17 protein-coding genes are annotated in these 19,384 nt (G+C 39.1%); 16 read left to right on the plus strand and 1 reads right to left on the minus strand.

All coding sequences use genetic code 11. The features are described 5' to 3' along the window. Window positions 1-121: 121 nt before the first annotated feature. The 3 genes from DVW83_RS03740 to DVW83_RS03745 are packed head-to-tail and all read left to right on the plus strand — an operon-like array spanning window position 122 to window position 1,259. Window positions 122-646 carry a hypothetical protein gene (locus tag DVW83_RS03740; protein WP_174784250.1) on the plus strand — a complete coding sequence of 175 codons (525 nt, stop codon included), beginning with the start codon at window positions 122-124 and terminating at the stop codon, window positions 644-646. Window positions 647-659: 13 nt separating this feature from the next. Next, entirely contained in the window at window positions 660-836 is a 177-nt protein-coding gene (locus tag DVW83_RS15400) for a hypothetical protein (RefSeq protein WP_238699353.1), read from the plus strand. A 6-nt stretch (window positions 837-842) separates the two neighbouring features. Further along, a complete protein-coding gene (locus DVW83_RS03745) occupies window positions 843-1,259 on the plus strand; it encodes a hypothetical protein (protein ID WP_238699354.1) in 417 nt (138 codons plus the stop codon). A gap of 399 nt (window positions 1,260-1,658) precedes the next feature. Here the strand turns inward: DVW83_RS03745 and DVW83_RS03750 are convergent, their stop codons facing one another. Continuing rightward, window positions 1,659-3,200, minus strand: a complete 1,542-nt coding sequence (locus DVW83_RS03750; RefSeq protein WP_123862902.1) for a ClC family H(+)/Cl(-) exchange transporter — start codon at window positions 3,198-3,200, stop codon at window positions 1,659-1,661. Window positions 3,201-3,413: 213 nt separating this feature from the next. Between DVW83_RS03750 and pcrA the strand changes: the two genes are divergently transcribed. From pcrA to DVW83_RS03815, 13 genes are all read left to right on the plus strand, one after another. After that, on the plus strand, window positions 3,414-5,651 hold the full coding sequence (gene pcrA, locus DVW83_RS03755) for a DNA helicase PcrA (RefSeq protein WP_123862903.1): 2,238 nt from the start codon (window positions 3,414-3,416) through the stop codon (window positions 5,649-5,651). Between the two features lie 14 nt (window positions 5,652-5,665). Beyond that, window positions 5,666-7,702 carry an NAD-dependent DNA ligase LigA gene (gene ligA / locus DVW83_RS03760; protein ID WP_104662024.1) on the plus strand — a complete coding sequence of 679 codons (2,037 nt, stop codon included), beginning with the start codon at window positions 5,666-5,668 and terminating at the stop codon, window positions 7,700-7,702. Window positions 7,703-7,807: 105 nt separating this feature from the next. After that, a complete protein-coding gene (gene gatC / locus DVW83_RS03765; RefSeq protein ID WP_104662025.1) occupies window positions 7,808-8,113 on the plus strand; it encodes an Asp-tRNA(Asn)/Glu-tRNA(Gln) amidotransferase subunit GatC in 306 nt (101 codons plus the stop codon). Continuing rightward, complete coding sequence (gene gatA, locus DVW83_RS03770; protein ID WP_104662026.1) at window positions 8,113-9,582, plus strand: Asp-tRNA(Asn)/Glu-tRNA(Gln) amidotransferase subunit GatA; 1,470 nt, start codon at window positions 8,113-8,115, stop codon at window positions 9,580-9,582. The genes gatC and gatA overlap by 1 nt, the downstream gene beginning before the upstream one ends. After that, on the plus strand, window positions 9,582-11,012 hold the full coding sequence (gene gatB, locus DVW83_RS03775) for an Asp-tRNA(Asn)/Glu-tRNA(Gln) amidotransferase subunit GatB (protein WP_104662027.1): 1,431 nt from the start codon (window positions 9,582-9,584) through the stop codon (window positions 11,010-11,012). Before gatA ends, gatB begins: the two co-directional genes overlap by 1 nt. A 9-nt stretch (window positions 11,013-11,021) precedes the next feature. Next, entirely contained in the window at window positions 11,022-12,065 is a 1,044-nt protein-coding gene (locus DVW83_RS03780) for a diacylglycerol kinase (protein ID WP_104662028.1), read from the plus strand. Between the two features lie 531 nt (window positions 12,066-12,596). Continuing rightward, window positions 12,597-13,967, plus strand: coding sequence for a 23S rRNA (uracil(1939)-C(5))-methyltransferase RlmD (gene rlmD / locus DVW83_RS03785; RefSeq protein ID WP_104661165.1), 1,371 nt, complete (start codon window positions 12,597-12,599; stop codon window positions 13,965-13,967). A gap of 102 nt (window positions 13,968-14,069) precedes the next feature. Then, window positions 14,070-14,507 (plus strand): AAA domain-containing protein, encoded by a 438-nt coding sequence (locus tag DVW83_RS03790; protein WP_137239054.1) that lies wholly within the window; start codon window positions 14,070-14,072, stop codon window positions 14,505-14,507. A gap of 228 nt (window positions 14,508-14,735) precedes the next feature. After that, the gene (locus DVW83_RS03795; protein WP_104661167.1) at window positions 14,736-15,902 is read left to right on the plus strand and encodes an ABC transporter substrate-binding protein; all 1,167 of its coding nucleotides are present in this window, start codon (window positions 14,736-14,738) and stop codon (window positions 15,900-15,902) included. Between the two features lie 164 nt (window positions 15,903-16,066). Continuing rightward, the gene (locus tag DVW83_RS03800) at window positions 16,067-16,945 is read left to right on the plus strand and encodes a branched-chain amino acid ABC transporter permease (RefSeq protein WP_104661168.1); all 879 of its coding nucleotides are present in this window, start codon (window positions 16,067-16,069) and stop codon (window positions 16,943-16,945) included. A gap of 9 nt (window positions 16,946-16,954) precedes the next feature. Further along, window positions 16,955-17,923, plus strand: coding sequence for a branched-chain amino acid ABC transporter permease (locus DVW83_RS03805; RefSeq protein ID WP_104661173.1), 969 nt, complete (start codon window positions 16,955-16,957; stop codon window positions 17,921-17,923). Next, window positions 17,904-18,680, plus strand: coding sequence for an ABC transporter ATP-binding protein (locus DVW83_RS03810; protein ID WP_104661169.1), 777 nt, complete (start codon window positions 17,904-17,906; stop codon window positions 18,678-18,680). The genes DVW83_RS03805 and DVW83_RS03810 overlap by 20 nt, the downstream gene beginning before the upstream one ends. Next, window positions 18,680-19,384 (plus strand): ABC transporter ATP-binding protein, encoded by a 705-nt coding sequence (locus DVW83_RS03815; RefSeq protein ID WP_104661170.1) that lies wholly within the window; start codon window positions 18,680-18,682, stop codon window positions 19,382-19,384. The genes DVW83_RS03810 and DVW83_RS03815 overlap by 1 nt, the downstream gene beginning before the upstream one ends.

Raw genomic sequence — 19,384 nt, forward strand, 5'->3', positions numbered from 1 at the left:
TTGTGGTTAAAAACATTGTACCGTAAAAGGGCTGTTACATGGCCTTTTATCTTTTACACAATTATATGGACTTTATCAAGTATGAGATTGCCACGTTGTTCATTGTATAGGAGGATAAATTATGGAAAGATTGAAAAATAATCGCAAGCAACACGTTATCGGTATTTTGTTCGTCACAATTCTACTGGCTATTACTTGGTTCATTTCTCAGCATCATGTTCAAGGAAAAACAGAAAAAGTGGCTGTTGTAAGCGGTGAGTTTTTACCTGAACAAAAAGATGCGCAAAAAATATCCGATAAAGAAATGACAAAGCTTGCGCAATCAGTACTGGATAAAAGCAAATTCAATTTGGTTATTTCGCCAGAAGCAAAATTCTCTGAACAAACGTTAAAAGGAAATTTGAAGATCAAAAATCCAAGCAAAAATAGTTACCCTATCAATGTGGAGATTCGGGAGAAAACAACCGACCGACTTATTTATACTTCTGGAGCAATTGAACCTGGTTATGAAGTAAAAGAAGTGACTTTGGAACAAAATTTGAAAAAAGGAGAGTATCCATCTGTTGCACTGTTTAGTCTCTATGATCCAATTACGAAAGAAAAAAAGGGACAAGTTGCCGCAGGAGTCAATTTAACGATCGAATAGGGAGGATAAGTGGATGAAAAGACTGTTGATTCGTTTATTATTAGTAGGCAGTTTTATCGGAGGCACAATGCCAATAGTCACTCAAGCGGAAGCAATAAACGAGAAAGAACATGCGGATATCCAAGTGAATGGATCATTAGGAGTAGACCGTGAACGAATGGAAGAAATCAACGAAAGCCGTGAAGATTAGCTCAACGTGACAGTGGATACTGCGACGATTTTCTATAATATCAATGGTCAAAAAAAGATCCAATCGCCAACTTATAATATTACGAATAATTCCAGTCGTCCGGTAGATGTTTCGATTACCAATTTTGTTCAAACAAATAACGAGTCGATTGCTGATATCTCTGCTTTGACTCTGACATCACCCGCAGCAACAATAGATGAGATCCTGATTTCAAACGGCACACTAATCAATTTTGGTAGCCCCATCCACTTATTTACTTTAGCAAATAAGGAAGGAAAATTGACCACAGATGGATTGTCTAATTATCCGTCTGCAACGACTTTTGGATATGGTGGCACATTGACTTCGAATTCGGTGTCGAAAAGTTCTCCAGTCTTTACGATGACGTTACAATTGGATGCCTTTTCGTGGATGGAACCTTAAAGAACCATAGTTTAAAAATCTGACCGATCGTAAAAGCAAAAGGACTTATAGGAAAATTCCAAAACGGTCCTAGCCGATCGGAAAGTAATGCTTCAAACCAAAAATAAGTATAAAAAAAGAGGCTGAGACAGAAGTGTTTAACTCCGAGAAATAAGAAAAAATTCACAAAATTGCTTTTCAAATTTTTGTGAATTTCGGCTTATTTAAGAAGGAGTTGCTTCTGCTCCCACCGTTTATTCGGAATTATGGTCTGTAGCAAAATTGATTTTAGATTTGTCCCACCTTCTTTTTTCAACTATGTTTTTCGAAAAATAAACCGGGAGCTTAAAAAGTTTAAGAAGCAATAGTCAAGATCTTCTGCTCTTTTCAAACTGATCGATTCTATCCTGATGACTTATTTTAAAAAGATTGTTTCAGCGCAGGGTGATACGAACGCTTAGCAATTTCTTTTTTGACTGAAGAAAGATGTGATTCATCTGTCAAAATGACTAAAATATCTCCCATTTGCATGATCGTATCTCCGTGGGTCAATAGTTCGTTTTTTCCTCGAATGATCGAAACAAGCAACATGTCCTGCGGCCAATTGAAATCACGAACCATCAAGCCATCTAGTAAGCTTTCTGCTGTGATAGGAAACTCAAAGGTTGTTTTCCCCATTAGGACTGGAGGATGTTTATGAGCAAGCAATCGTTCAAGCAATGATTCATAGATCGGATTTCCGCCTAATAGGTCATTGATGATATAAGCGACTAGAGCCACTAAGCCAAGGGGCATCAGATGATTCAAGGAGCCAACCATCTCGGTTACCAAAATAACGGCAGTCAACGGAGCTTTACCGATCGCTGCAAAATAGCCAGCCATTGCAATAACGATGAAATCTTTGATATAGATAGGATCCATTCCAAATGTGTGCACCAAGATAGTTCCGTAAATACTCCCTAATAAAGCGCCTAAAGTAAGAATCGGTAAAAATATTCCTCCAGGCAGACTGGCACCGTAAGAGACTATTGAAAAAACAAATCGAAGGATAAACAGTCCAAAAATCATCATCAAAGGTAAAGATGAATGACCTAATGAGATAATGATTTGATTTCCGCCACCTAAGATCGTCGGCCAAAAATAGCCAATCGGTAAAATAAGTAAGAACGGAACGAGTCCATGCCAATAAGAAGGTAAAGGTACTTTTTCATACATACGGGGCAAGCTGAGTAGTACCTGTTGATAGACAAAACCCAATACGCCTAAAAAGATTCCTAAAAAAATCAGAGAACCGTAATATTTTAAAGGCAAAGAAGGTAATTCTCCTAGAGATAAAACTGGTTTTAGCCCAAAAAAATAAAGAGAAACAAAATTTGCCGTTACCGCTGATGCAAATGAAGTCAACCAGACTAATGGAGAAAAAGAATGGTGGATTTCTTCTAGAACGAATAGCAGACCGGCAATCGGTGCATTGAATGCAGCTGCAAGACCCGCACTTGCACCATTAGAAATCAGAATCTTCTGTTCGGAAGAGACACTGTGGAAGAGTTGACTTGTTCCTTGACCGACCACTGCACCTAACTGTATAGAAGGGCCTTCTCTACCTAAGAACAAACCAGAACCAACAGAAAGTATCCCACCAACAAATTTCTTCCATAAAACAGAAAACCAGGAAATCGTTAGTTCACCTTGCAATTGACCTTCGACTTGAGGAATCCCACTACCTTTGATATCAGGATCACTTTTGATCAATAACCCTACCAGTAATGCAACAATGATGCTTACGACTGCACCAAGGATCAAGTAAATTGGTTCTCTTTGTGTCAATTCATAGAAGTGTTGCGTGAGTATGCCTAATTTTTCAATGGCCAACCGAAAAAGACTGACGACGATACCAGTAAACAACCCCACTACAATCCCTTTTAAAATAAAATAAAGTTGTGTTTTATCGATTTTTTTTATTGTTGCTTTTTTTTCATCTTAACGCCTCGCTTCAACTTAATTTATCGCGAAATGAATGATTTTACAAGATTAAATGAAAGAAAAAAATTTCTTTTCATCTATTTATGCAAGACTAGTTTAATTTTCAGGATATTTAGGTGGTGAACATTTTCTTTAAGGAAGAGCCGGAAAATGCTATAATTTAGAAGATTGATAAAAGAAAGGATGTTGTTAATGTCATCCAAGACGGAATTATTGAACGGGATGAATCCTCGTCAAAAAGAAGCGGTTCTTCACACGAAAGGGCCATTACTATTGATGGCTGGCGCAGGAAGTGGAAAAACGCGAGTGTTGACCCATCGGATTGCGTATTTAATTGAAGAAAAAGAAGTAAATCCATGGAACATCCTTGCGATTACTTTTACCAACAAAGCTGCAAAAGAGATGAAAGAACGGGTCAATAAAATTTTAGAATACGGAGGAGAAGAAGTCTGGGTCTCAACTTTTCACTCAATGTGTGTGCGTATTTTAAGAAGAGATGTCGATTTTATCGGCTACAATCGTAATTTTACGATCATCGATTCGTCAGAACAGCTTTCACTGATGAAACGTATTTTAAAAGAATTGAATATCGATCCTAAAAAGTATGATCCAAGAAGTATCCTTGGGACCGTATCACAAGCCAAAAATAGTCTGCAAACACCACAAGACTTTGCAAAAATGCAAGGAAGTTATTATGAAGAAATCACAGCAAAGTGTTATGCGGCTTACCAAAAAGAACTACAATACAATCAATGTATGGACTTTGATGATTTGATCATGAATACGATCCGGTTGTTTGAAGAACACCCAGATTCATTGACTTATTACCAAAATAAATTCCATTATATCCATGTTGATGAATACCAAGATACGAACCATGCCCAATATACATTAGTGAATCTACTAGCGAAAAGATTCCGAAACTTATGTGTTGTAGGTGATGCGGATCAAAGTATCTACGGTTGGCGTGGAGCAGATATGCAAAACATCTTGGATTTTGAGAAAGACTATCCAGATGCGAGTGTTATTTTGTTAGAACAAAACTATCGCTCTACAAAGAATATTTTAAGTGCTGCGAATCAAGTCATCGAAAACAACAGTAACCGTAAACCAAAGAATCTTTGGACAGAAAATCGTGAAGGAAATAAAATCACTTACTATCGTGCAGATAACGAAAGAGATGAAACACGATTCATCGTTGACCGTATGCAAGAAGAAATAAGAGAAAATCAACGAGATTATGGTGATTTTGCAATTTTATATCGAACGAATGCCCAATCCCGTGTAATGGAAGAAACGCTTCTCAAAGCCAATATCCCTTATAAGATGGTCGGAGGGCATAAGTTCTATGACCGAAAAGAAATCAAAGATATTTTAGCGTATTTGAATGTGATCGCTAATCCGCAAGATTCCATCAGTTTTGAACGAATCGTGAATTCGCCTAAACGAGGAATCGGACCAGGTTCGATCGAGAAACTAAGAAATTTTGCGACGATGCACCAGTGGCCACTGCTAGAAGCGGCTCAAAATGTTGATTTAGCCAATATTAGCGGTAAAGCAGGACAGCAATTGGACGCATTCGGTGAAATGATCAGTGAAGTAACACAAATGTTGCCTTATCTGACAGTAACTGAATTGACGAAAGAAATCCTAGAGCGCAGCGGCTATCTAGAAGACTTAAAGATCCAAAATACGTTAGAATCGCAAGCAAGATTAGAAAACTTGGAAGAATTCTTAACCGTTACACAAGAGTTTGATAAACAGTTTGAAAAACAAAATGAAGAAGATGCTGACGCGCCAGATGAAAAGCTGACCGTCTTCTTAAATGATCTAGCCTTAGTGTCAGATATCGATAACTTAGAAGAAGAAACTACCCAAGTTACCTTGATGACACTACATGCAGCTAAAGGCCTAGAATTTCCAGTAGTCTTTTTGATTGGTCTAGAAGAAGGGGTCTTCCCTTTATCAAGAGCACTGATGGAAGAAAGCGAACTTGAAGAAGAGCGCAGACTTGCGTATGTTGGAATCACTAGGGCAGAAGAATCACTGTACCTGACAAATGCCTTCTCAAGAACTTTATATGGTAGAACACAGTACAACCGCCCTTCTCGTTTTGTCGAAGAAATCGATCAAGAGTTATTGGACATTCAAGGAATGCGACCTACACCGAAAAAAAGCACACCTTTTGCATCAAAAGCAGCTACGCCAATCTATAAGCAACCTGCTACAACAGTCGTGTCATCAAAAGCAACTACAGGCGGAGAAAGCAATGATTGGAAAGCAGGAGACAAGGTCAAACATAAAAAATGGGGAGCTGGCACAGTCGTTAGAGTGAGCGGTACTGCAAAAGATCTAGAATTAGACGTGGCATTTCCTAGTCAAGGAGTCAAACGATTATTAGCTGCTTTTGCACCAATTGAAAAAGCTTGAGTGGAGGAAAGAAAATGGAACACGAAATGACGATAGACGAAGCCGCTAAAAGAGCGGAGGAGTTGAGAACCCAATTAAGTCAGTGGTCTAAACAGTATTATGTCGAAGATAAACCAACAGTCGAAGATTACGTGTATGATAAAGCATATGCGCAATTAATGGCAATTGAAGAACAGTATCCCGATTTGATCACATCAGATTCTCCTACGCAACGCGTAGGAGGGAAGGTCCTTACAGGATTCGAAAAAGTCACTCACGATATTCCATTGTATAGTTTGAACGATGTATTTAGTAAAGAAGAACTCTTTGCTTTTGATCAGCGTGTCCAAAAAGCGATTGGGCATCCAGTTGATTATTGTTGTGAATTGAAGATCGATGGGCTGTCTGTTTCTTTGCGCTATGAAAATGGTGAATTTGTCAGAGGTGCTACACGAGGAGATGGAACTGTCGGCGAGAACATCACTGAAAATCTGAAGACAGTGCGATCAGTACCTTTGAAACTAAAAAATCAAATCAGTATAGAAGTGCGTGGCGAATGCTTTATGCCGAAAAAGTCATTTGTTCAATTGAACAAATCGAGGGAAGTTGAAGGGCAAGATATCTTTGCAAATCCACGTAATGCAGCTGCAGGTTCTTTGAGACAGCTTGATTCTAAAATAACAGCTAAAAGAAATCTGGATACCTTTTTGTACACAGTAGCTGATTTTGGTCCAATGCAAGCAAAGACCCAATATGAAGCACTAGAGGAACTAGAAAAGATCGGATTCCATACGAATCATGAAAAGCGTTTGTGTCATTCGATTGAGGACGTATGGTCATTTATCGAAGAGTACCATGAAAAACGGGTAGACTTACCTTATGAAATCGATGGTATCGTCATCAAAGTCAACGATTTTGCTTTGCAAGATCAATTAGGATTTACTGTAAAAGCACCGCGTTGGGCCGCAGCGTATAAATTTCCACCTGAAGAGGTAGAAACCAAAATCGAAGCAATCGAATGGACAGTAGGGCGCACCGGCGTTGTTACACCAACTGCGATCATGACGCCTGTCCGTGTGGCTGGTACGACAGTCAGTCGAGCAAGTCTGCACAATGGCGATTATATCAAAATGAAGGACATCCGCTTGAACGATACCGTTCAAATCTACAAAGCTGGCGATATTATTCCAGAAGTCGCTCAGGTAGTATTTGAGAAGCGACCAGATGACAGTGAAGAGTATCCGTTACCATTACTTTGTCCAGTCTGTCAAAGTGAGCTCGTACATTTAGATGAAGAAGTCGCTTTGCGGTGTATCAATCCGAAATGTCCGGCTCAAATAAAAGAAGGACTCAATCATTTTGTCTCTCGTAATGCAATGAATATTGATGGACTAGGACCAAGAGTTTTAGCACAAATGTACGACAAAAAATTTGTGTCTGATGTAGCTGACCTCTATAACTTGACCGAAGAACAATTATTGACTTTGGATAAAATCAAAGAAAAATCCGCAAACAATATTTTAACTGCAATCGACAACAGTAAAGAAAATTCAGTGGAACGCTTGATCTTTGGGCTAGGAATCCGTCATGTAGGCGCAAAAGCTGCGAAAATCTTAGCAGAACATTTCGGTGATTTGGAGAGCTTGAGCAAAAGCGATTTTGAAACGATCATTTCTTTAGATACGATTGGAGATATCATCGCAGACAGCGTAGTTACCTACTTTAGTAATGAAGAGGTTCATGATCTATTAGCTGAACTGAAACAAGCGGGAGTCAATTTTGACTACAAAGGGATTCGTCCAGCACAAATTGCAACGATCGATTCACCATTTAAAGACAAAACAGTTGTGTTAACTGGTAAACTGACGCGATTCACTCGAGAAGAAGCAAAAGAGACGATCGAGAATCTAGGCGGAAAAGTAACTGGAAGTGTTTCGAAAAAAACAGATATCGTCGTGGCTGGTGAAGAGGCTGGAAGCAAACTGGCGAAAGCACAAGAATTAGGGATCGCCGTTTGGACAGAAGAAGAAATGGCAGAGGCATTAGCTGCAAGTCGGATAAATTCAGAGTGAAGTCCAACTTTTTTCAGATAAATTTCAAGAAACAATTTCAGATAACAAACTCTTATGTTAAAATAGAGAGCAAAGTTTTTAACTCGTGTAGAAAGAAGGGGTAGTATGGCGATCAGTGAAGAACAAGTGAAACACGTTGCCAAATTAGCAAAACTTGCGTTCGCAGATGAAGAACTTGTAAGTTTTACCGACCAATTAGGAAAGATCATTGATATGGTGGAATTGCTGGAAGAAGTAGATACTGAAGGTGTTCCATTTACATCAAATGTGGTTGAAACTGTAAACGTTATGCGTCAAGACCGAGCAAATTCAGGTTGGAATCGCGACGAATTAATGAGAAATGTACCAGAAAAAGAAGATGGCTTTATTAAAGTGCCAGCAATTATTGAGAATGGGGAGGCTGGCGCATAATGACAAAATTGTATGATCACTCTTTAGAAGAATTGCATGCAATGCTTGTATCTAAAGAAATCACTGCACAAGATCTAACAAAAGCAACATTTAACCGTATCAAAGAAACAGAACCAGAAATCGATGCGTTCATTACCTTGAATGAAGAAAAAGCAATGGCGATTGCCAAAGCGCTTGATGAAAAAGGAATCGATGAAAGTAACGTATTAGCAGGGATTCCGATCGGCATCAAAGACAATATCGTTACAAAAGACCTATTGACTACTGCTGCTTCAAAAATCTTATTCAATTTCGATCCAATTTATGATGCCACAGTAATGGATAAAGTTTACCAAGCGGACATGATTCCAGTCGGCAAATTGAACATGGATGAATTTGCTATGGGCGGTAGTACAGAAACGTCTTACTTCAAGAAAACAAAAAATGCATGGGATCACACAAAAGTTCCTGGTGGATCATCAGGTGGCTCAGCTGCGGCTGTAGCAGCTGGACAAATCCCAGTTTCTTTAGGTAGTGACACTGGCGGAAGTATTCGCCAACCTGCATCATTTAACGGAATCGTCGGGATGAAGCCAACATATGGCCGTGTTTCCCGTTTTGGTTTGATTGCCTTCGCATCTTCTCTTGACCAAATCGGCCCAATGACCCGTACAGTCAAAGACAATGCATTAGTTTTGACAGCTATCAGTGGGTATGACGAAAAAGATGGTACTTCATCAGGTGTGTCTGTGCCTAACTTCGCAGAAGGATTGACAGGTGACATCAAAGGCATGAAGATCGCATTACCTAAAGAATATCTTGGTGAAGGTGTTGCTCCTGGTGTGAAAGAAGCAATCCTTAAAGCAGCGGATACGTTCCGTTCCCTAGGTGCAACGGTTGAAGAAGTCAGCTTACCCCATTCAAAATATGGTGTAGCTGTGTATTACATCATTGCTTCATCAGAAGCAAGCTCTAACTTGCAACGTTTTGACGGTATCCGCTATGGCTATCGTTCAGAAAATGTAAAAAATCTTGAAGACGTATATGTAAACTCACGTACAGAAGGATTCGGTGAAGAAGTTAAACGCCGTATCATGTTAGGAACATTCTCATTGAGTGCAGGTTATTATGACGCTTACTTCAAGAAAGCCGGACAAGTCCGCACGTTGATCAAACAAGACTTCGAGAAAGTTTTTGCTGACTATGACTTGATCATCGGCCCTGCTTCACCAACCGTAGCTTTCGGAATCGGTGAAAATATTAATGATCCAATCACGATGTATATGAGTGATATCTTGACGATCCCAGTCAATTTGGCAGGTCTTCCAGGAATGTCAGTTCCTGCAGGACTATCTGAAAACATGCCAGTCGGTTTACAGATCATCGGGAACTATTTTGATGAAAAAACAATGTATCAAGCAGCATATGCTTTTGAACAAGCAACAGAATTCAAAAATCAAAAACCAGCAATCTTAGGAGGGAAAGAGTAATGAATTTTGAAACAGTCATCGGGCTTGAAGTCCACGTTGAGTTGAAGACAAACTCAAAAATCTTCTCTCCAGCACCAGCTCACTTCGGCGCTGAACCAAACAGTAATACAAATGTGATCGACTGGGGGTATCCTGGGGTATTGCCAGTCATGAATAAAGCTGCGTTAGAATTTGGGATGAAAGCAGCTCTTGCATTAAACTGCGAAATCTCAAAAGATACTCATTTTGACCGTAAAAACTATTTCTATCCAGACAATCCCAAAGCGTACCAAATTTCTCAATTTGATCAACCAATTGGACATGATGGCTGGATTGAAATCGAAGTAGAAGGCAAGAAAAAGAAAATCCGTATCGAACGTGTCCATTTAGAAGAAGATGCAGGAAAAAATATGCATGGAATCGGTGGGTACTCTTATGTTGACCTGAACCGTCAAGGAACGCCACTGATTGAGATCGTTTCTGAAGCAGACATGCGCTCACCTGAAGAAGCTTATGCTTATTTAGAAGCACTACGTTCAATCATCCAATTTACTGAAGTCAGTGATGTGAAGATGGAAGAAGGGTCAATGCGTTGTGATGCCAATATTTCTTTACGCCCATATGGTCAAGAAGAATTTGGCACAAAAGCAGAATTGAAAAACTTGAACTCTCTTTCTTTTGTTAAAAAAGGACTAGCGTTTGAAGAAAAACGTCAAGCAAAAGTCTTATTATCAGGCGGCGAGATCCAACAAGAAACACGCCGTTTTGATGAAACAACAAACAAAACGATTTTGATGCGTGTCAAAGAAGGATCAAGTGACTACCGTTATTTCCCAGAACCTGATATTCCAAAATTCGTGATTGATGATGAATGGATCCAAAAAGTGAAAGCAAGCCTACCAGAAATGCCAGCTTCTCGTCGCCAACGATATATCCAAGAATTAGGATTACCTGAATATGATGCGATGGTCTTGACTTTATCAAAAGAAATGTCAGATTTCTTTGAAGAAACATTAGCAAATGGCGCAGATGCAAAACAAGCTTCTAACTGGTTGATGGGAGAAGTTTCTGCATATTTGAATAGTGAAAAACTTGAATTGGCCCAAACAAAATTAACACCTGAAAATCTTTCAGGGATGATCCGCTTGATCGCTGATGGTACAATCAGTTCGAAAATCGCGAAAAAAGTCTTCCGCGAGTTGATCACGGATGGTGGAGATGCACAAGAAGTAGTTGAGAAAAATGGTTGGGTACAACTATCTGATCCAGCAAAACTTTTGCCGATCATCAATGAAATATTAGACAACAATCAACAATCCGTTGATGACTTTAAAAATGGGAAAGACCGCGCAGTTGGATTTTTAGTTGGACAAATTATGAAAGCAACGAAAGGACAAGCTAATCCTGGTATTGTCAATAAATTGCTTAAAGAAGAATTAGCAAGACGCTAGAGGTAAATGATGAAAAAAGCTCGAGTGATTTATAATCCCACCTCTGGAAAAGAACTATTGAAAAAAAATCTAGCCGATATCCTCCAAGCTTTGGAGGAGTCTGGCTATGAAGCAAGTGCATATGCCACGACACCAGAAGAAAACTCAGCGAAAAATGAAGCGACAAGAGCAGCAAAAGCAGGTTTTGACCTGATCGTAGCAGCAGGCGGCGACGGAACGATCAATGAAGTTGTAAATGGTATTGCATCACTGGAGCCACGACCAAAAATGGCCATTATTCCTGCTGGTACAACAAATGACTACGCACGGGCATTAAAAATTCCGCGTGACAACATCAAAGCAGCGGCTGAGGTAATCAAAAAGAATCAAACGGTTAAAATGGATATCGGTCATACAGATGACAGCTATTTTATCAATATTGCTGCCGGAGGTTATCTGACAGAATTAACCTATGAAGTTCCTTCAGAACTGAAAAGTATCTTCGGCTATCTTGCTTACCTTGCCAAAGGCGCAGAAATGCTGCCGAGAGTAAAAACAATCAAGATGCGCTTGAAGTATGACGAAGGAGAATATATTGGCAATGCCTCAATGTTCTTCCTTGGTTTAACGAACTCCGTAGGTGGTTTTGAAAAAATTTCTCCAGATGCCAAATTAGATGATGGTAAATTTTCATTGATCATCGTCAAAACAGCCAACATCTTTGAGATCCTGCATATCGCTGCGTTGATGTTGAACGGTGGACGCCATGTAGACGATCCACGTGTCATTTACACAAAGACTAGCAGTCTGTTTGTGGAAACCGAAGATGACGTCAATCGTCCTGTGATGATCAACTTAGATGGCGAATACGGCGGTAATGCGCCAATGCACTTCCAGAATCTACACCAACACATCGAATTTTACGCAAATACTGATCAGATCCCAGATGAAGCAATCACTGGAACGGATGAAGAAGTATTAGATGAAGTAGGAAAAGAATTCGTCAAAGAAGTGGAACGCTTAACTGATGAAGACATTGACGGCGATGGCAAAATCGCGGATAATGAAAAATAGTTCAAAAGAGGGAAAAGAAGTAATCAGTTTGATAAAATAAGCCGGATAATCCCGAAAATATCGCAAGCTATTTTCGGGATTATCCGGCTTATTTCTGAAAAAGTACGATTGATCTTACTTGAGTATGATGAAATACACGAATACTTGGGATAATATCTCTTTCTTGTGAAAAATCAACAAAACTGTGGTATGTTAATATCAATAAGGTAGAAAATATGATTTCGTTGTCGAGAAGCGAATCAACAATGAGGCTGGAACAGAAGTGTTTAACTCCGAGAAATAAGAAGAAATTAACGGAAATTGCTTTTCAAATTTTTGTGAATTTCAGCTTATTTCCGAAGGAGTCGCTTCTGATCCCACGCTCATTTCTTTCTACTGAGAATTAAAGATTTTTGTCACGACCTGAACGCATGTTTCAGAAGCTAATGCCTTGAACAAAAGATAAAGACAGCGTATGAAAGCTATTTTATACTGTGTCTTCTTAATTTAAAGCTGTACAAGCACTGTTACAACCTCATAAAGGAGTTAATCATGAAAGAACAAACTGTTAAAAAAAATGAACGTTATACCGTTGATATTATTGATTTAAGTTACGAAGGATTAGGTGTAGCCAAAGTAGATGGGTATCCACTTTTTATTGAAAACGCACTTCCTGGCGAACAAGTGGAGATTCTTGTAGTAAAAACTGGAAATAAATTCGGTTATGCAAAGGTAATGAATTGGCTAAAAGAATCTTCTGATCGTCAACCTTTAGAAGATAACCGATTGTTGCGCACTGGCATTGCTCCGTTAGCGCATTTAAAGTATGAACAACAACTTCAATTCAAACAAAAGCAAATCCAAAATGTAATGACTAAAATTGCCAAAATGCCAGAAGTAGAGATTTTACCGACAATTGGTATGGAAAATCCACTCGCTTATCGAAACAAAGCCCAAATCCCAGTAAGAAGAATCGATGGACGTTTAGCAACAGGTTTCTATAAAAAGAATAGCCATGAACTTATTGAAATCGATGATTTTTACATCCAAGACCCTGCAATCGACCAAGCAATTATTGCAGTGCGAGAAATATTGCAACGTTTCCAAGTACGAGGCTACAATGAAGCAAAAAATGAAGGTCAAATCCGTCATATCATCATCCGAAGAGGACATTATTCTCATGAGATGATGGCTGTACTTGTGACACGTAAAGAAAAATTCTTTAAAGGAAAAGAAATTGCAGAGGTGATCCATGAAGAATTACCAGAAGTTGTTTCAGTGATTCAAAATATCAATGAAGAGAAAACGAATGTTATTTTGGGAGATAAAGAAAAGGTTTTATATGGTAGAAGTTATATTGAAGACCAGCTACTAGGAAAAACGTACCGTATCTCTTCAAAATCATTTTACCAAGTAAATACAGAGCAGACTGAGAAATTGTACCAGAATGCTATTGATTTTGCAGACTTGAATGAGCAAGATGTAGTCGTGGACGCTTACTCAGGAATCGGTACGATCGGTTTATCTTTAGCAGACCGTGTGAAAAAAGTCTATGGTATGGAAATGATCCCTGAAGCAATCGAAGACGCTCAGTTCAATGCGTTGACAAATAAAGTCGAAAACGCACATTATGAAGTCGGTAAGGCAGAAACTGTCATGAAAAAATGGCAAGACAAAGGGATTACTCCGTCTGTCATTGTTGTTGATCCACCAAGAAAAGGATTAGATGTCCGTTTTATCGAATCAGCAATTGCGATGGAAGCAGAAAAAATCGTTTATATTTCGTGCAACCCAGCAACCTTTGCAAGAGACGCAAAACTATTTGCTGATGCAGGCTACCAAGTTGAGAAGATCCAACCAGTCGATCTATTCCCACAAACGTATCACGTGGAATTAGTTGCCTTACTAACACGTAAAGCTTAATACGAACACAGTGAAGCAATTCAGAGTAAGATCTGGATTGCTTTTTTTGTAGATTATTAGATGTGAAATTGCTGATTTTGAGTGTGCTAGTATCAAGGTCAAATGGTTCTTCCTGACTCAATGTCTCAACCTGGCGGAGGAGCTTGGATTGATATTAAGGGAAAATCAACTAATAAATTTGTTAAAGAGCAAGCTGATTGGGTGAAAGCTGAAATTGAAAAGCATTTAGAAAAGAAACCAGAGAGTCGACCAAGTATTTACGTTATATCCCCATTCAAAAATGTGATGATTCAGTTGAAGGCAACGCTAAAACAGAGTGGTTTTGCATCATCAAATATTGGGACTGTCCACACCTTTCAGGGAAAAGAAGCCGATATCGTTTATTTAGTTCTTGGCGCAAGTTCTGAAGAAATTGGTGCAGCACGTTGGACAGTTACTCAGCCCAATTTGATGAATGTGGCAGCTACACGCGCCAAAAAAGAATTTTACATCATCGGTGATAAAGAGCTATATAGGTCGATAATAGGGGTGCTACATTAGTCATTCTTATTAGAATTAAACAAACATGAGAAAACCCCATTAAAATCTCGAAAAAGAATCAATTCTGATGGATACTCAGGTTGATTCTTTTTTTATGGTTAACAAGGCGATGCAATATACAGAATAAATCGAATTATCAAAATTTTCAGAAAATTCATTGACAACTGTTTTCTTTTTGAGTATATTTTAATACATATTCAGCTTTAACTTAATTAGGGGGACACAAAAATGAAAAAAAGAATGATATTTCTAGTAGCAGCGGCTGCATTGGCACTTGCCGGCTGTGGAAGCGGGACTTCCGTAAAAAAAGAGGGAAACAGCGCGGATGCGAAGACCTTTAAGTTAGGTGTGAATCTGGAATTATCTGGAGCCGTAGCAGCATATGGAGATGTAGAATCAGACGGTATCAAACTAGCTGTTGATGAAATCAATAAAGATGGAGGGATTGACGGCAAGAAGATTGAAATCGTCGATAAAGACAATAAATCAGATAATGATGAAGCAGCTTCTGTTTCAGCTAACTTGGCAACGAATGAGAAAGTAGTAGCCCAGATCGGACCTGCGACTTCTGGTGCCTCTAAATCTTCATTGGCTAATCTAACAAAAGCAGGCGTTCCAATGATCACACCGTCAGGTACGGATGATTCGATCACAGTTGATGGGGACAAAGTTCAAAAATATGCTTTCCGTTCTTGTTTCCAAGATAGTTTCCAAGGAACGATCTTAGCACAATATGCTAGCAATAAACTAAATTCGAAAAAAGCAGTTATTCTAAGTGATAGTTCAAGTGATTATGCAAAAGGACTTTCAAAAGCATTCAAAGATGAATACAAAGGCCAAATCGTTGATGAAGAAAACTTTGTAGCAGGTGATAAAGACTTCCAAGCAATTTTAACAAATATCAAAGATAAAGATTTCGATGTTCTTTATATTCCAGCTTATTATACAGAAGCAGGCTTGATTGTTAAACAAGCACGTGAAATGGGTATCAAACAAGCGATTGTCGGCGCAGACGGCTTTGGAGATGAAAAATTCGTTGAAACCGCAGGTGCAGCGAATGCATCGAGTATTTATTACACAGCTCACTTTTCAACAAGTGCTCCTGCAAGTGACAAAGTCCCAGCCTTTGTTGATGCTTTCCAAAAGAAATACAATACGGCACCTTCTCAATTTGCCGCATTAGCATATGATGCTGTTTATATGGTTAAACAAGCAGCAGAAAAAGAAGGAACTGATTCCGCTTCTATCCAAAAAGGTCTAGCGAATTTGAAAGACTTTAAAGGCGTAACAGGGTCGATCTCTATTGATAAAAATCATAACCCTGAAAAATCTGCTGTTGTTCTTGGCTTGACGAACGGAAAAGAAAGTTCAGCTGATGCAGTAAACCCAGAATAATGGAGGAAGGGCAGAGACAATGAAGGTTGTCTTGCTCTTTCTTTTTTGAAAAAAGCAACGGGTAGGGGATAAAAAATCGTTCCATGATTTTTTTGTTTTATATGGATCTGGTACGAAAGCATGAGTTGTTTACTTTTTAAATAAATGATATTGGAAGTGAGTATATGGAAGTCATTCTTCAACAGTTAATAAATGGCCTTTTTCTAGGAAGCATTTACGCTTTATTGGCACTAGGCTATACAATGGTTTATGGCATTATTGGCTTGATCAACTTTGCTCATGGTGAAGTATATATGATTGGAGGTTTCATTGGTTTTTACTTAATTAACCAATTACACTTGAACTTTTTTATCGCAATGATCATTTCAATGATCGGAGCGGCAATATTAGGGGTAGTAGTCGAATTTTTAGCTTATCGTCCTTTGAGAAAATCAACGAGGATCGCTGCATTGATTACAGCGATTGGTGTCTCGTATTTTCTTCAAAATATCATGATCTATTTCTTCGGTTCGAATAATCGGGCGTTTCCTCAAGTAATCAAAAGAGTCGAATATCATTTAGGATTCATCACGATCAGTAATATCCAATTGTTGATCTTAGCAATTTCCTTGATCTTGATGATTTTATTACAGTTGATCATCAAGAAGACAAAGATGGGGAAAGCGATGCGGGCAGTTAGTGTCGATAGTGATGCAGCCCAACTGATGGGAATCAATGTCAACCGTACGATTTCCTTTACTTTTGCATTAGGATCAGCTTTAGCCGCTGCTGCTGGAGTCTTGATCGGTCTTTATTACAATTCGATCGATCCGACGATGGGAACTGTGCCAGGGTTGAAAGCATTTGTCGCAGCAGTATTAGGTGGAATCGGTAGTATTCCAGGAGCGGCTCTAGGTGGCTTTTTGATTGGGATGATCGAAACGATTGCGAATGCACTTGGCTTATCAATGTATAAAGATGCTGTTGTGTATGCTGTACTGATTTTGATTTTACTGGTTCTCCCTGCAGGAATACTAGGGAAAAATGTTAAAGAGAAAGTGTAGGTGAACGCCATGAAAAAACGATTGAAACTCAATATTTTTTGGCTAGTTTTGTTGCTGGCTATATATGGCGTACTATACGCCGCTTATAGCAGTGGGTTAGTCAATTTATTTATCGATAATATTATCGTAACGATCGGCATCAATATTATTTTAGCCGTTGGATTGAATTTGGTTATTGGCTTTTCTGGTCAGTTCTCATTAGGCCACGCAGGATTTATGGCGATCGGCGCCTATTGTGGTTCGCTATTTGCGATGAACAATCCAACGATGGGTGGCTACTTTACAGGAATAGTCGTAGGAATTTTATTATCTTCAGTGGTTGCACTTGTTGTAGGGATTCCAACATTACGACTAAAGGGAGATTATTTAGCGATTGCGACTTTAGGGGTTGCAGAAATCATTCGTATTGCGATCGTTAATATGGAAAGTATAACAAACGGACCTTCTGGACTATTCGGGATTCCGTCTTTCGTCAACTGGCCTTTAGTCTATGGATTTGTGATCGTTACAACGTTGATCACGGTTAACTATATCCATAGTGGTGCTGGTCGTGTAACAATGGGGATTCGTGATGATGAGATTGCTGCAGAATCTATGGGAGTCAACACAACAAAATACAAAGTTATCGCTTTTGTGATCGGTGCGGCAACTGCAAGTATCGCAGGTGCATTATCTGCAAGCTATATTGGATCGATTGCGCCGAAAAACTTTGCGTTTCAAAAGTCCATCGATATCTTGATCATCGTGGTATTTGGTGGAATAGGCAGCGTGACAGGTTCAATCGTAGCCGCAATTGTTCTAGGTGTATTGAATATGTATCTACAGGATTTTGGTTCTTTGCGAATGATCATTTATTCTTTGGCGTTGATCATCATCATGATTTTCAAACCAGGTGGCTTGTTAGGAACTTGGGAATTGTCTGCTAAAAAAATTTTTAGAAAAAAAGGAGGATCAGTAAATGACGTTACTAAAGGTTGATCATCTTACTAAAAATTTTGGTGGCTTATCTGCGGTCTCAAATGTGAATCTTTCCTTAGAGAAAAATGAATTAGTCGGGCTGATTGGCCCCAATGGTGCAGGGAAAACGACGCTGTTCAATTTACTGACTGGTGTATATGAACCAAGTGAAGGAGAAATTCGTTTAGAAAAAGATGGAAAGTCGGAACTATTGAATAAATTAGCCCCTTATAAGATTGCTACATTGGGCCTCAGCCGAACATTTCAGAATATCCGACTTTTCAAAGAACTGACAGTTATGGACAATGTATTAATTGCGATGAATGCAAAAAATAAAGAGGGATTCCTTAGCAGTATCTTCCGCTTACCATCATTTTATAAACAGGAAGAAAAGATGGAAAGCAAAGCACGCCAACTGTTAGAACTATTCGATCTGGCTGATAAAACTGAAACTTTAGCTAGTAACCTTCCTTATGGGGAACAACGACGATTAGAGATTGTCCGTGCATTAGCAACGGATCCGCAAATCCTCTTTTTAGATGAACCAGCAGCGGGGATGAATCCACAAGAAACTGCTGAATTGACAAAATTGATTCGAAAAATCCAAGAAGAATTCCATATCACGATTTTGCTGATCGAACATGATATGAGTTTAGTCATGGAAGTTTGTGAACGAATCTATGTACTCGAATACGGACAGATCATTGCTGAAGGACTTCCTGAAGAAATTAGGAGTAATCAACGAGTGATCGAAGCATATCTTGGAGGTGACCTATAATGTTGAAAGTAAATGATCTATCTGTCCATTATGGTGTGATCCAAGCAGTGAGAGGAATCAGTTTAGAAGTCAATGAAGGGGAAATCGTGACATTGATCGGCGCAAATGGAGCAGGAAAGACGACTGCTTTACGGACGATCTCAGGGCTCGTTAAGCCTTCATCTGGAACGATCGAATTTGAAGGAAAGCCAATCCAAAAGGTCTCTCCACAAAAAATCGTGACCCACGGCATCTCGCAAGTACCAGAAGGACGTCATGTGTTTCCAGGATTGACTGTTCAAGAAAATTTAGAAATGGGTGCCTTTTTACGAAAAGATAATGAAGGAATCAAAAAAAGTTTTTCTGAAATCTACGAACGTTTTCCGATTCTAAAGGAACGTAAAATTCAGGATGCTTCCACTTTGTCGGGGGGAGAACAGCAAATGCTTGCGATGGGGCGTGCATTGATGTCTAAACCACGTCTATTGTTACTTGATGAGCCATCAATGGGTTTGGCACCGATTTTCATTAAAGAGATTTTCAATATCATCCAGGAAATCCAACAACAAGGAACCACCGTTTTATTGATTGAACAAAATGCAAAGATGGCTTTGTCAATTGCAGATCGCGGGTATGTAATCGAAACGGGGAAAATTGTTTTACAAGGAACTGGTGTGGAATTACTAGCGAGTGAAGAAGTGAAAAAAGCATATTTGGGAGGATAA

This window comes from Enterococcus sp. VV15 (assembly GCF_005236045.1).
In the GTDB taxonomy this organism is placed as follows: domain Bacteria; phylum Bacillota; class Bacilli; order Lactobacillales; family Enterococcaceae; genus Enterococcus_B; species Enterococcus_B durans.

Excerpts from the sequence above, each read along its gene's own strand:
- ligA (WP_104662024.1), top strand. The coding sequence starts at position 5,666 with ATGGAACACGAAATGACGATAGACGAAGCCGCTAAAAGAGCGGAGGAG.
- gatA (WP_104662026.1), top strand. The coding sequence starts at position 8,113 with ATGACAAAATTGTATGATCACTCTTTAGAAGAATTGCATGCAATGCTT.
- DVW83_RS03800 (WP_104661168.1), top strand. The coding sequence starts at position 16,067 with ATGGAAGTCATTCTTCAACAGTTAATAAATGGCCTTTTTCTAGGAAGC.
- DVW83_RS03815 (WP_104661170.1), top strand. The coding sequence starts at position 18,680 with ATGTTGAAAGTAAATGATCTATCTGTCCATTATGGTGTGATCCAAGCA.
- DVW83_RS03810 (WP_104661169.1), top strand. The coding sequence starts at position 17,904 with ATGACGTTACTAAAGGTTGATCATCTTACTAAAAATTTTGGTGGCTTA.
- gatC (WP_104662025.1), top strand. The coding sequence starts at position 7,808 with ATGGCGATCAGTGAAGAACAAGTGAAACACGTTGCCAAATTAGCAAAA.
- DVW83_RS03795 (WP_104661167.1), top strand. The coding sequence starts at position 14,736 with ATGAAAAAAAGAATGATATTTCTAGTAGCAGCGGCTGCATTGGCACTT.
- DVW83_RS03805 (WP_104661173.1), top strand. The coding sequence starts at position 16,955 with ATGAAAAAACGATTGAAACTCAATATTTTTTGGCTAGTTTTGTTGCTG.
- DVW83_RS03790 (WP_137239054.1), top strand. The coding sequence starts at position 14,070 with ATGGTTCTTCCTGACTCAATGTCTCAACCTGGCGGAGGAGCTTGGATT.
- pcrA (WP_123862903.1), top strand. The coding sequence starts at position 3,414 with ATGTCATCCAAGACGGAATTATTGAACGGGATGAATCCTCGTCAAAAA.
- gatB (WP_104662027.1), top strand. The coding sequence starts at position 9,582 with ATGAATTTTGAAACAGTCATCGGGCTTGAAGTCCACGTTGAGTTGAAG.
- rlmD (WP_104661165.1), top strand. The coding sequence starts at position 12,597 with ATGAAAGAACAAACTGTTAAAAAAAATGAACGTTATACCGTTGATATT.
- DVW83_RS03780 (WP_104662028.1), top strand. The coding sequence starts at position 11,022 with ATGAAAAAAGCTCGAGTGATTTATAATCCCACCTCTGGAAAAGAACTA.
- DVW83_RS03740 (WP_174784250.1), top strand. The coding sequence starts at position 122 with ATGGAAAGATTGAAAAATAATCGCAAGCAACACGTTATCGGTATTTTG.
- DVW83_RS15400 (WP_238699353.1), top strand. The coding sequence starts at position 660 with ATGAAAAGACTGTTGATTCGTTTATTATTAGTAGGCAGTTTTATCGGA.